Below are 12,553 nucleotides of genomic sequence, written 5' to 3'. Positions count from 1 at the left end.
CAGAAAAGCCGACAACGACGTCCTCAGCCTACGCGAACGCGTCCACCCCGGTGAGCGCCGCCGAGACCCGCCACAACCGCTCGGCCGACTGCGGATCGATCGCGTACGGCCGTACCCCCGGGCTGTCGTCGGTCGACACCTCGGCGACCTCGCAGTCCTCGAGGAACACACCGCCGAGCCCGTCGAGCTGCGGCGAAGTCGCTGCCCAGACCTGCGTCGCCGCGCCCTGCTCCGGGGTCTTGAACACGCCGCCGACCGGGTTCCCGTGCTCGTCGAGCCAGCCGTACCCGATCATTTCGTCGCGCGTCAGGTGCCGTTGCAGCGGCGTCTGGATGCCACCCGGGTGCAGCGCGAACGCCCGTACGCCGAGATCTTTGCCGAAGGCATCGAGCTGGACGGCGAACAGGACGTTCGCGGTCTTCGCCTGCCCGTAGGCCTGCCACTTGTCGTACCCGAGCCGGAACTCCAGGTCGTCCCACCGGATGTCGGACCCCCGATGGCCGCTCGACGACACCGAGACGACCCGCGCGCCGCCCTCGGCAGCGATCGCCGGCCAGAGCCGATTCACCAGCGCGAAGTGTCCGAGGTGGTTGGTCGCGAACTGTGCCTCCCACCCCGGTCCCACCCGCGTCTCGGGCGAGGCCATGACGGCGGCGTTGTCGATGACGATGTCGATCGACCGTCCCGACGCCAGGAACCGGTCGGCGAACGCCGCGACACTGTCCAGCGACCCGAGGTCCAGTTCGTCGACCTCGGCCAGGTCGCCGAGGATCTCGCGCGCCGCGTCCGGCCGCCGGGCCGGTACGACGACCTGCGCACCGGCGCGCGCGAGTGCCTTCGTGGTCTCCACGCCGATGCCGGAATATCCGCCGGTGACGATCGCGAGCTTGCCGGTCAGGTCGATCCCGCTCAGAACGTCGTCCGCGGTGCTGTCAGGCCCGAAACCCGTGCCGATCTTGTGCTGTGCGCTCATGGCGACCGAGGCTATGAGCTAGAGCAAACTCTAGGTCAAGTCATGAGCTGTGGGTTGCTCCGCAGTGATTCGGCCAGGCGCTGCAGCGCCGGGTTCGGGTTGTCGGGGCTCCAGCAGGCGTGCAGCGTGACCGAATGCGCGTCGACCGCGTCAAGTTCCCGATACCGGACGCCCTCGACGCCCATCGCCATGATCGAACGCGGGATCAAGGCGCAACCGAGGCCGGCGCGCACCAGCGCCAGCATGGTCGGGACCTGCGACGCGAGCTGGGACACGGCGTACCGATCCATGCCGATCATCGCGGCACAGATGTCGTGCAGGTACTGCGATCCCTCCGGGCTGTACCCGATGTAGTCGTCGGTGACGTCGACCAGCGACACCGGCCCGTCCCCGTCCGCCAGCGGATGCGCGGCCGGAACGGCGAGGACCAGATCCTCCGAGTGGACCAGCAGCGACTCGAACTGCGCCGGTATCGGCGGCCGAACCAGGCCCAGGTCGATCTCCAGGTGCGCCAGCGCCTCGAACTGAGCCGGGCTCACCAGCTCGGTCAGCTCCGCGGTCACCCCGGGCGTGCGCTTGCCGACCATGGTCAGGAAGTCGGCGAGGACCGCGTACGCGCCGATCGCCGTGAACGCGAGCCGCAACGTTCCGGTCGTGCCGTCCGCCGCGCGCCGGGTCGCCTCGGGCGCGACCTCGAGGAGGGCGAGCACCCGGCGGGCATGCTCGAGGAACACGCCGCCGGCCGCGGTCAGCCGGACGCCTCGGCCGGTGCGGTCGAACAGCCGGACGTCGAGGGTCCGTTCGAGGCCTTGGATCTGACGGGTCAGCGGCGGCTGGGTCAGATTCAGCCGTTGCGCGGCGCGGCCGTAGTGCAGTTCCTCGGCGACCGCCACGAAGCCGCGGAGTTGCTGAAGTGACAGGTCCATGGCGGCCATGCAAGCACGGTATCGGTCCATACGTAAATGGGCTTGGACCTGCATAACAGCGAGCACATACCTTCGCCTTACGCCGAACGAAGGAGCTGTCCCGGTGCCCCCCACCCTCAAACTCGCCGCCCTGATCTCACCCGAACGCGCCGCCGACGTGATCGACCCGGACACCCGCGCGCTGCTCGATGACCGCTTCGAGGTGGTCTGGGCGACCGCCGACCACGCCACCGGTCCGGGCGACGTCGCTCGGCCCCCCGCGATCCGCCCGGACGCCGTGCCCGAGCTCGCCGCCGGCGCCGACGTCCTGCTGACCAGTTGGGGTACGCCGCGGCTCGACAAGCAGCTGTGGTCGGACGGGGCCGGTCCGAAGGTCGTCGCGCACGCGGCCGGCACCGTGAAGAACCTGATCGATCCCGCGATCCTCGACCAGGGTGTCGGCGTCTTCTCGGCCGGCCCGCGGATCGCCTGGTCGGTCGGCGAGTACTGCCTCGCGTCGATGCTCACACTGGCCCGGCGGCTGCCGCGCTTCGACGATGCGATCCGCGCCGGCGGCTGGAAGCAGACCGCGTTCCGCGGCCACGAACTGGCCGGCGCGCAGGTCGGCATCATCGGCGCGAGCAGTACGGCGCGCGCACTGATCACGCTGCTCAAACCGTTCGGCTGCGACATCGTCGTGTACGACCCGTACCTGAGCCCGGAGCGCGCGGCCGAACTCGGCGTACGGCGGGCAGACCTTGTGGAAACCGCCGCGAGCACGTTCCTGTCGATCCACGTGCCGAACGTGCCCGAGACCAAGGGCATGATCTCCCGCGAGCTGATCGCGCACCTGCCCGACGGCGCGATCGTCGTGAACTCGTCGCGCGGACCGGCCGTCGACCAGCAGGCGCTGCTCGACCATGCCCTGGACGGCCGTATCCACGCGGCGCTGGACGTCTACGATCCCGAGCCACCGACGTTCGGGCCCACGATCCTCCAGTCGCCGAACCTGCTGCTCACGCCGCACATCGCCGGGGACACCGCTGAAGGCCATCTCGCGCTGGCCGGCTACGTGATCACCGACGCGCTGCGCTGGCTCGAGGACGGCACTCGCGGTCCCAGCTTCGTCGACCCCGCCGTCTGGTCGATCGCCGCCTAGCCGGCGGCACGGCGACCAACGACTGCTGAAAGGACCGTCATGTCCCGCATCACCCAGGTCGAGGTGTTTCCGGTCGCGGTGCCGTTCGCCCGCCGGTTCGTCCTCGGCAGCGGCGCGGTCGGCTCCCCCGGCGCGGCCCCCGACCAGTCCGGCGCGGTGATCTTCGTGAAGCTCACCACCGAGGACGGCGTCGTCGGCTGGGGCGAGCAGCGCGCGCTCCCGTCCTGGAGCTACGAGACCGCCGAGACGATGGCGGTCGTCATCCGCCGGCACCTCGCACCGATCCTGCTCGAGCTCACGCCGTTCGACGTCGAGCTGTTCCACCAGACCGCCGCCAAACGGCTCAGCCCCGCCGTCTCGAACGGCTTCCCGTTCGCCCGCGCGGCCGTGGACGTGGCGATGCACGACGCGGCCGGGAAGCTCGCCGGTGTCCCCGTGCACGCGCTGCTCGGTGGCAAGGTGCACGACGAGATCCCGCTCTGCTCGGCGATCGGGGTCGGCGACCAGGACGCGGTCCGCGAGCACGCGCTCGAGTCGTCGGATTATGCGGCGTACAAGATCAAGATCGGCGGCGACCTGGACGCCGACAGCGCCGCGATCGAGACGGTCGCGGACGTTGCCGACGGCAAACCGCTGTGGCTGGACGCCAACCAGTCGTATCGGCCGGCCGCGCTACGGCAACTGCTCGACCGGACCGCGCACGTACGCACGATCCACTGCGTGGAGCAGCCGGTCCCCAGCACCGACACGCTCGCCATGCAGCGCGTCCGCGAGCTGATCGGCCTTCCGGTCGCGATCGACGAAGGCAGCTTCTCCGCCCAGGATCTCGCCCGCGCGATCCGGCTCGACGCCGCCGACCTGGTCGTGGTCAAGGTCTGCAAGTCCGGCGGTCTGCGCAACGCACTCAAGACCGCGCAGACCGCGCTCGCCGGTGGCGTCGAGCTGCTGGCCAGCGGCCTGACCGACTGCGGCATCGCGTTCGCCGCCGCACTGCACGTGTTCAGCCAGCTCGAGCTCGCCCTGCCCGCCGAGCTCAACGGGCCGGAGCTGCTGACGAATCTGTACGTGGACGGGCTGCGCATCACCAAGGCCGTCGCGACGGTCCCCACCGCCCCTGGACTGGGCGTCGAGGTCGACGAGGAGCGGATCCGCGCCGAGTCGATCGACCTGCTCTACCGGTGAGGAGAACCATGAACACGCTGTCCCGCCGCAGCTTCCTGCAACTGAGCGGTGCCGCGGGTCTCGGACTGGCGGCCGGCTGCTCGTCCGGCCCGCCGTCCGGCACCGCGACCTGGTCCATGTGGTCCAGCAGCGCCGCCGAGAAGAAGGTGTGGGAAGACTTCGGAACCTATGTCGAGCAGCAGCTCGGCGTACGGTCGGTCGCCACCCTGACCCCGTCGGGCGGTTACCCGACCAAGCTCGACCTGCAACTCGTCAGCGGTACGGCGAGCCTCGTCACCGCGCTCAACGGCACGCTGATCCCGACGTACGCCGCCCGCGGCGCGCACCGGCCGCTCGACGACCTGATCGCCGACGACCCGGACTTCGACGCCGACGACTTCTACCGCACCAGCCGGCAGATCTCGAGCTTCAACGGCAAGACGTACGCGATCGGCTTCGACGTCGCGCCGACGGTCATGTACTATAACAAGGACCTGCTGACCAAGCAGGGCATCGCGCTGCCGTCGCGGACCGAGCCGATGTCGTGGGCGACGTTCCGCGACCTGGCGAAACAGCTCACCCGGCCAGGCGAGCAGTACGGGTTCACCTGCTCGCCGTCGATCGACGACCTGGTGTCGTGGATCTACTGCGCCGGCGGCAATGTGATGAGCGACGACGGCAGCCGCAGCATCCTCGGCGAGCCCGAGGCGATGGCGGCCCTGCAGTTCGTCATCGACCTGTTCACCAAGGACAAGGTGACACCACCGATCAAGAACCTGGTCACCGAGTCCTCGTTGTCGAATTTCCTGCAGGGCAACGTCGCGTTCATGCAGAACGGTCCGTGGCAGGTGGTGAACGTCCGGAAGGCGAAGTTCGACTGGGACATCATCCCGTTCCCGGCGGGCGCCAACGGGAGCACGCCACGCGTCTCCGGCTCCAGCTTCGCAATCCCGTCCGGGGTGCGCGAGGGCGCCGAGCTCGACCTGGCCTGGAAACTGCTGAAGACACTCACCAGCACCGGCGCGCTGGACATCTACGCCAAGGCCGGCCGCAACAACCCCGCGCGGCTCAGCGCGGGCAGCGCGTTCCGGCCGCCGCCCGACAACCTCGGAATCGTCCAGGACATCCTGGCCGGCAAGGTCGCCGGCGGTCACGCCTTTGACGTCACCACGAACTGGAACCAGGTCAAGCAACTGCTCGGTCAGGATCTGCCCCGCACGTTCCTCGGCCAGGTGCCGGTCGCCGGCGCCGTCGCCGACCTCACACCGCGGCTCGACGTCCTGATGCGGCAGCACCTCGACACCACCCGCCAAGCTACCGCCAGGAAGGGGTGAACCTCGTGACCGCCCTCGACACCGCGCCGGTTCCCACCACGGCTGCAGACCGGGTGCCCGCCAGGCACCGAACCCCGCGCTGGCGCAGCCGCGAGGCACTGACCGCCTGGCTGTTCCTGCTGCCCAGCCTGATCGGCTTCCTCATCTTCACCGCCGGACCTGTCGTCGCGGCCGGTGTGATCTCGCTGCTGGACTGGAACCTGTTCAGCGCACCCACCTGGGCCGGACTTCGCAACTTCGCCCGGCTCGGTCCTGATCCGACGTTCTGGTCCGCGCTCGGCAACACGGCGTACTTCACCCTGGTCAGCGTCCCGCTCACGATCCTTGTCAGCCTGGCGCTCGCCGTGCTGCTCAATCAAGCCGTCCGGCGGATCGCGGTTTTCCGGTCGCTGCTGTTGTTGCCCTACGCCACGATCACGGTGGCGGTCGCGTTCGTCTGGATCTGGCTGTACATTCCGCACGACGGCCTGGTGAACGCCGTGCTCGGATGGTTCGGGATCAACGGCCCCGCCTGGCTGATCTCCGACACCTGGGCGATGCCGGCGCTGATCCTGATGAGCGTGTGGAAGAGCTTCGGCTTCGGCATGGTCGTGTTCCTCGCCGGGCTCCAGGCGATCCCGCAGCAGCTGTACGAGGCCGGTCGCGTCGACGGTACGACGCCATGGACGAGCTTCCGGCACATCACCTTGCCGATGCTCTCCCCGGCCCTGTTCTTCGTCGTGGTGACGTCGGTGATCGGGTCGTTCCAGGTCTTCGACCAGGCGCTGATCATGACCAACGGTGGTCCCGGCACCCGCACCACGACGCTGGTCATGTACATCTACCGGACCGGCTTCGAGAACTACGACCAGGGGTACGCCGCTGCGCAGTCGCTGGTCCTGTTCGCGTTCATCGTGGTGATCACCGCGATGCAGTTCCTGTTCCAGCGGAGGCTGGTGCACTATGACAACTGAGACCTTGTCCGCTCCCCTGTCCACGCGCTCACCGGCCGGGGACCTTCGACGGAAGCTGATCGTCTTCACCTGCTTCCTGGTCACCGCGGTCACGCTGATCCCGGTCGTCATGATGGTGCTGGTCGCCTTCCAGTCCGACAGCGAGTCGATGGCCGCCAAACCGTCGTTCTGGCCGAGCAGCTGGCATCCCGAGAACCTCACCCGGGCGTTCGAGCTCGTTCCGCTCGGCAAGTACCTGCTGAACACGATCTACTTCGCCGCCGGGACCACGATCCTGGAAACGGTGACCGCGGCGCTCGCGGCGTACGCCTTCGCCCGGCTGAACTTCCCCGGCCGCAGCTGGCTGTTCGGGATCTACCTCGCGACGCTGATGATCCCGTCGCAGGTGACGCTGATCCCGCAGTTCGTCCTGGTGGCGAAGCTGCACGGCATCGACACCTGGCCGGGCATGATTCTGCCGCACGCGTTCACCGCGATCGGCGTGTTCCTGCTGCGGCAGTTCTTCCTCGGCATCCCGCGCGACTACGAGGAAGCCGCCCGGCTGGACGGCGCGAACCGGTGGCAGGCGTTCCTGCGGATCATCGTGCCGCTCGCGGTGCCGGCGATCGCGACCCTCGCGGTCTTCAAGTTCATCGGCCAGTGGAACAACCTGCTCTGGCCGCTGGTGATCTCCAACAGTGACGCCACCCGCACCGCCGCGGTCGGGCTGCAGGTGTTCCAGGACACCAACGGCACGCAGTGGAACCTGCTGCTGATGGCCGCGACCGTCACCACGATCCCGTTGATCGTGCTGTTCTTCCTCACCCAACGCTGGTTCGTCCGAGGTATCACCATGAGTGGGCTGGGAGGCCGCTGAACATGTCCTATCTGTGGTCCGTCTTCACCAAGCCGTGGATCGGTCTGCCCGGTGACGAGCTCGGGCAGCTGGTCGCAGGGCTCGGGTTCGGCGGCACCGAGGTCCCGGTCCGCGACACCGCCTATGTCACACCGGCGTCCGCCGAGGCCGAATTGCCGAAGTTCGCCGCGCAGCTCCGAGCCTCGGGCGTCGAACCCATCAGCGTGGCGAGCGACCTGTCCGAGCCGGTGTTCGCCGCGTGTGCCGACGCCGGCGTACCGATGATCCGGATCATGGCCGAACTCGGCACCGACGGGTACGCCGCGTCCGTCCGGCGCAACCGGGAACTGCTGGAGAACGCGGTCGCCCTGACGGAACGGTACGACGTCCAGGTCGGCGTCCAGCCACATCACGGGCGCTACGTGTCGTCGACGCTCGGCGTACTGCAGTTGCTCGACGGTCTCCCCGATCGGTTCAAGCTCGTCTGGGACGCCGCGCACGACGCCCTCGCCGGCGACCATCCCGCGATCACCCTCGAACTCGGCGCCGGCCGCCTCGGCATCGTCAACCTGAAGAACGTGCACTATGTCCGCAGCGACACCGGCTGGAGGACGAACTTCGTCGAAGCCGACGACGGCCTGTCCGACTGGCCGGCCGTCTTCGCGACCCTTCACACCCTCGGCTACACCGGCCCGATCTGCCTCACCGGCCAGTACTCCGACCCCGCCGTACCGGTCGAGGACCGCCTCCGGCGGGATCTCCACTTCGCCGTCACGTCCGCCGCCCAGTACCCGAACCGCTGAAGCAACCCGCACTCTCGCCGCACGGTGGGTTTACCCACCGTGTTGTGGGTTCCTGACCGTTCACAGGGGTTGGGAACCCACAACACCATGGGTGAACCCATGCCGCGTCGAGCGGCGGGCGCCCGCCGGGGCCGCCTGGTAGGCGCTACCGTGGGCCCCTCGGCGTGGATGTCGAGGGGACCGTCGGTGTTCCGACGTACCCCGTGACGGGAGGTATGCACATGAAGTACATGTTGCTGATCTACGGGAACGACGACACCTGGAACACCCTGCACGGCGAAGGGATCGAGCACGTGATGGACCAGCACCGGGCACTCGCCGACGAGCTGACGGCGAAGGGTGAACTGGTCGACGGGATCGGGCTGACCACCGCGAACGCCCGCGTGGTGCGGGTCGTGGACGGGGTGCCGGCCGTGACCGACGGGCCGTTCACCGAGGCGAAAGAGGTTCTGGCCGGGTACTACGTCGTCGACTGCACTGCCGAACGCGCCGCCGAGATCGCGGCGCGGCTGCCCGAGGCGCGGTACTCGCCGATCGAGATCCGCGAGTTCACCGATCCGATGCAGCCCTGACCGCCGGGCTGATGCCTGAGCTGATACCTGAGCTGATCTCGGGCTGATGACAGCGCTGAACAGTTGGTCCAGCCCCTCCGACGGGCGTCCAGGGACTTGCCGGGCTCAGCTGGGCGTTGGACACCTGAGACCGGCGAGTCACTGATCGTTGTGGTTGTCAGGCCGACGCGAGGATGACCCCACCTGACGCGGGCTGGTCACCCAGGCCCCGGCCACCTCGGACCTGAACGGTCGTGCCGGGCGCCGGTGCCGGGACACCGGGCCTGAGTCGGAGCGTGGTCGTCATTCCGTTGCTCAACCGCAGCAACGCCACGCGTCGCGGCTGCCCCGACGGGATCGACGAGTTCACCTCGTGGATGCCGGTGCACACCGCGGTCTGGACCGAAGCCCGTCCGAGCCCCTCGTTGCCGTGACTCCTCACACCACGGCACTGCTCGGCGAGCCTACTCATCGCTGACACACTTCCCCCTTCTCTCATCGGTAACTGCCCCCGAGTGATGGCGGTTCGACCAGGCAACCCTCGCTGAGAGTGACGACGTTTTCAAGGGATCGTGACTTGTTCGATGGCCGCGACTCCTCCCGGCGTGGTCCTGCGGCCTCATCAACTTCCTTACCGGACTACTGCCCGCCGAAGCCGGTGGTGGCGATGCCCTTGATGATTTGGCGCTGGAAGAAGAGGAAGACGACGACCAGCGGCAGCGCGGCGAGGATGGCGGAGGCCATGTTCTGGGCGTACTGCAGCCCGTAGGCGCTCTTCACCGTCTGCAGGCCGACCGGCAGCGTCATCAGGTCCGCGTCCGTGGTCACGATGAACGGCCACAGGAAGTTGTTCCACGCACCGATGAACACGAAGATCGCCACCGCCGCCAGGATCGGCCGCGACAACGGCAGTACGACGGACCAGAACACCCGCAGCCGCCCGGCGCCGTCGACGCGCGCGGCGTCCTCCAGTTCGACCGGGATCTGGTCGAAGAACCGCTTGAGGATCAGCACCATCGCCGGCGCGAACGCCTGCGGCAGGATGATGCCCCAGTAGGTGTCGACCAGATTGAACGCCAGCATCTGCCGGAACAGCGGCACGATCAGCAGCTGCGGCGGGATGATGATTGCGGCGATGATCGCGGCGTACAGCCAGCGCTTGCCCTGGAAGTTCACCCGCGAGAACGCGTACCCGGCCAGCGCCGACGTCGCGACCGTGATCAGCGTGATCGCCACCGACGTGAACAGGCTGTTCCACGCCCACATCGGGATGTCGCCCGCCGACAGCACCTTGCGGTACGCCTCGAAGCTGAACCCGTCCGGCGGGCTCAGCGTGATGCCTGGCGCGCCGGCGTCGGCCTCGCTCTTCATCGACGTGATCACCGCCCAGGCGAACGGCACCAGCCAGGTGGCGGCCAGCACCGCCAGCACCAGCAACGCCGCCATCCTGGACACGCTCCACGGGTTCTCACCGGGCTTGTGCGTCTGCTTCCGGCCCGGACGGACGTTGCGGGCCAGCGAATACGTGCTCATGCGGCGCTCCTGCGGTTGATCAGCTTGTACTGCGCCAGCGACACCAGGACGATCAGCGCGAAGAACAGGTACGAGATGGCCGACGAGTAGCCGAACCGGTAGCCGGTGAAGCCGGACTCGTAGATGTACTGCACGATCGACCGTGTCGTCCCGGCCGGACCGCCGTTGGTGAGCATATAGATCTGGTCGAACACCTTCAGCGACGCGAGGATCTGGAGCACCAGGATCAGCGCGGTGGTCGGGTGTAGCTGCGGGATCACGATCGAGAACAGCTGCCGCCACTTGCCGGCACCGTCGATCGCGGCGGCCTCGAACTGCTGCTCGGGGATGTTCTGCAGCGCGGCCAGGTAGAGCAGGAAGTTGAACCCGATCGTCCACCACAGCGTGGTGACCACGACCGAGATCATCGCCACCTTCGGATCCTGCAGCCACGCCACCGGACCGGCGCCGAACGTCTCGAGGACGCCGTTGATCAATCCGAGCGTCGGGTTGTACATCCAGCTCCAGAACATCACCACGACGGTCGACGCGAGCAGATACGGCAGGAAGAACGACAACCGCCACAGCCAGCGCCCGGGGAGGCCGAGGTTCACCAACAACGCGAACGCCAGCGACAAGACCACCAGCGGAACCGTGCTCAGCACCGTGAACCACAACGTGTTCCCGAGCGAGCGCCACATGTCCGGGTCGCGCAGCGCCTCGGCGTAGTTCGTCAAGCCGATGAGCTCGCTGCCCGCACCGGTCAGCGTCTCGCCGGTGAAACTCAGGTACAGGCCGTACAGCGCCGGCACCACGAGGAAGAGCCCGAACAACAGCGCGAACGGCGCCGCGAACGCCCATCCGGTGAGCGTCTCACCACGTCTGGCCCGGGCCTTGCCCTGAGCGCCTTGGGAGTCGGTCTGCTGCGCGGGCGCGGCCGGTGTGTCGACGGCCGTCGACAGGTCTGACGACATCTCGATCTCTCCTCTCACACCGGCTGCGGCCGGTCGAGCAGCTTGTTCAGCCGCGCCACGAAACCGTCGAACCCGGCCGCCGGGTCGCCACTGCCGAGGTACACGTTCTGCACGTTCTCGGCGAAGTAGTTCTGGAAGTCGCTGCCCGCGCCGCTGAACCACACGTCCGGGTCGTAGTTCACGTACTCCGGGATGCCCGCGTAGTTCGACTGTGGCTTCAATGCCTGGTACTCAGGGCTCGCCGCGACCGGTTGGTACGCCGGGATGTGACCGCCGTCGGCCCACTTCACCGACCGCTTCAGCAGCTCGGCCACCATCGTGTAGACGTGCTTGCGGCGCTCCGGCGACTCCTTGGACTGCCGCGGCAGCACGAACGTGTGCGAGTCGGCGTAGGCCGCCGGCGTCCCGAACATGGTCGGGATCGGCACCGCGTCGACCGGTAGCTTCGCGTCCTTCAGCACCGGGAGCTCCCAGACACCGCCGAGGAACATGCCGCTGTCGCCGTGCAGGAACTCGCTGGTCGCCGTACCGCCGTCACCGCTGCGGGACGCGATCGTGTCGTTGAGCAAGGACTGGACGAAGGTCAGCGTCTTGACCGCGGCGTCCTTGTCGACCTGCGCGGGCCGGCCCGGCTCGAGTGTCATCTCGGCGCCGGTCTGCTTGTAGAGCGTGTACCACAGGCGCCACATCTGTGCGCCGTCGCCGAGATAGCCGTAGGACAGGCCGTGCTTGCCGGTGACCTTCTGCAGCCTGGTCGCGACCTCGGTGAACTCCTCCGGGCTCTTCAGCGTGTGCAGCGCCTCGGTGACGCCGGCCTTCTCGGCGTGCTCGGTGTTGTAGTAGAGCACGAACGGGTGGGTGTCCAGCGCGATCGCGTACAGCTTCCCGTCGTACTGACACTTCTCCCAGACGCGCGCCGGGAAGTCCTTCTCGTGCAGTCCGGCCTCGGCGAGCAGGTCGAGGTCCCACGGCTCGAGCAGGCCGCCGGGCGCGTAGCCCGCGATCCGGGACGCGTGCATGATCGCCACGTCCGGGGCGCGGCCGCCGGCCGAGGCCATCGCGAGTTTCGTGTAGTACGGCGGTCCCCAGGCGAGCACCGTCTGGGTGGTGCGGAATCCGAGGTTCGCGGCGTTGACGGCGTCCACCAGGTTCGCCATCACCGTCCCGTCACCACCGGTCAAGAGGTGCCAGTAGTCCAGCTCGCTCGTCGAGCGGGAGGCGCCGGGCGCACAGCCGGCGAGTAACCCGCCACCGGCCAGCGCCGCCATCGAGGTCATCGCCTTCAGCAGGCTGCGCCGGGAGAAATCTTCACTCATTCGGTCTCCTTCGGGGGCGGGACCGATGATTACATCGTTAGAATGGCCGGCACAAGGTTCAGATGTGTGATTTTGTG

The 12,553-nt window shown here is 68.1% G+C and carries 13 protein-coding genes; 8 read left to right on the top strand and 5 right to left on the bottom strand.

Annotated features, from left to right (window positions below; all coding sequences use genetic code 11):
• Positions 1 to 28: 28 nt before the first annotated feature.
• Both AB0B82_RS06780 and AB0B82_RS06775 read right to left on the bottom strand, forming a co-directional pair.
• On the bottom strand, positions 29 to 973 hold the full coding sequence (locus AB0B82_RS06780) for an SDR family NAD(P)-dependent oxidoreductase (RefSeq protein WP_360163451.1): 945 nt from the start codon (positions 971 to 973) through the stop codon (positions 29 to 31).
• Positions 974 to 1,008: 35 nt separating this feature from the next.
• Entirely contained in the window at positions 1,009 to 1,908 is a 900-nt protein-coding gene (locus AB0B82_RS06775) for a LysR substrate-binding domain-containing protein (RefSeq protein ID WP_360163449.1), read from the bottom strand.
• Between the two features lie 94 nt (positions 1,909 to 2,002).
• Here AB0B82_RS06775 and AB0B82_RS06770 point away from each other — a divergent pair, with 94 nt between their 5' ends.
• The 8 genes from AB0B82_RS06770 to AB0B82_RS06735 all read left to right on the top strand — a co-directional run bounded on the left by AB0B82_RS06770 (position 2,003) and on the right by AB0B82_RS06735 (position 9,108).
• Positions 2,003 to 3,037 (top strand): hydroxyacid dehydrogenase, encoded by a 1,035-nt coding sequence (locus AB0B82_RS06770; protein ID WP_360163447.1) that lies wholly within the window; start codon positions 2,003 to 2,005, stop codon positions 3,035 to 3,037.
• Between the two features lie 39 nt (positions 3,038 to 3,076).
• On the top strand, positions 3,077 to 4,219 hold the full coding sequence (locus tag AB0B82_RS06765) for an enolase C-terminal domain-like protein (protein WP_360163445.1): 1,143 nt from the start codon (positions 3,077 to 3,079) through the stop codon (positions 4,217 to 4,219).
• 8 nt (positions 4,220 to 4,227) lie between these two features.
• Entirely contained in the window at positions 4,228 to 5,532 is a 1,305-nt protein-coding gene (locus AB0B82_RS06760) for a sugar ABC transporter substrate-binding protein (protein WP_360163443.1), read from the top strand.
• A gap of 5 nt (positions 5,533 to 5,537) precedes the next feature.
• Positions 5,538 to 6,485 (top strand): sugar ABC transporter permease, encoded by a 948-nt coding sequence (locus AB0B82_RS06755; RefSeq protein WP_360163441.1) that lies wholly within the window; start codon positions 5,538 to 5,540, stop codon positions 6,483 to 6,485.
• Entirely contained in the window at positions 6,475 to 7,341 is an 867-nt protein-coding gene (locus AB0B82_RS06750; protein ID WP_360163439.1) for a carbohydrate ABC transporter permease, read from the top strand. Before AB0B82_RS06755 ends, AB0B82_RS06750 begins: the two co-directional genes overlap by 11 nt.
• Before the next feature lie 2 nt (positions 7,342 to 7,343).
• Entirely contained in the window at positions 7,344 to 8,123 is a 780-nt protein-coding gene (locus AB0B82_RS06745; RefSeq protein WP_360163437.1) for a sugar phosphate isomerase/epimerase family protein, read from the top strand.
• Between the two features lie 221 nt (positions 8,124 to 8,344).
• The gene (locus AB0B82_RS06740; protein WP_360163435.1) at positions 8,345 to 8,695 is read left to right on the top strand and encodes a YciI family protein; all 351 of its coding nucleotides are present in this window, start codon (positions 8,345 to 8,347) and stop codon (positions 8,693 to 8,695) included.
• A gap of 275 nt (positions 8,696 to 8,970) precedes the next feature.
• Positions 8,971 to 9,108 carry a hypothetical protein gene (locus tag AB0B82_RS06735; protein WP_360163433.1) on the top strand — a complete coding sequence of 46 codons (138 nt, stop codon included), beginning with the start codon at positions 8,971 to 8,973 and terminating at the stop codon, positions 9,106 to 9,108.
• A gap of 205 nt (positions 9,109 to 9,313) precedes the next feature.
• Here AB0B82_RS06735 and AB0B82_RS06730 read toward each other — a convergent pair whose 3' ends face one another.
• The 3 genes from AB0B82_RS06730 to AB0B82_RS06720 are packed head-to-tail and all read right to left on the bottom strand — an operon-like array spanning position 9,314 to position 12,476.
• Positions 9,314 to 10,207, bottom strand: coding sequence for a carbohydrate ABC transporter permease (locus AB0B82_RS06730; protein WP_360163431.1), 894 nt, complete (start codon positions 10,205 to 10,207; stop codon positions 9,314 to 9,316).
• The gene (locus tag AB0B82_RS06725) at positions 10,204 to 11,160 is read right to left on the bottom strand and encodes a sugar ABC transporter permease (protein WP_360163429.1); all 957 of its coding nucleotides are present in this window, start codon (positions 11,158 to 11,160) and stop codon (positions 10,204 to 10,206) included. Before AB0B82_RS06725 ends, AB0B82_RS06730 begins: the two co-directional genes overlap by 4 nt.
• 14 nt (positions 11,161 to 11,174) lie before the next feature.
• Complete coding sequence (locus tag AB0B82_RS06720; RefSeq protein ID WP_360163427.1) at positions 11,175 to 12,476, bottom strand: extracellular solute-binding protein; 1,302 nt, start codon at positions 12,474 to 12,476, stop codon at positions 11,175 to 11,177.
• Between the last annotated feature and the right edge of the window lie 77 nt (positions 12,477 to 12,553).

It is taken from the genome of Kribbella sp. NPDC048915, assembly GCF_040649595.1.
GTDB lineage: Bacteria > Actinomycetota > Actinomycetes > Propionibacteriales > Kribbellaceae > Kribbella.
This window is presented reverse-complemented; position numbering and strand designations above follow the sequence as displayed.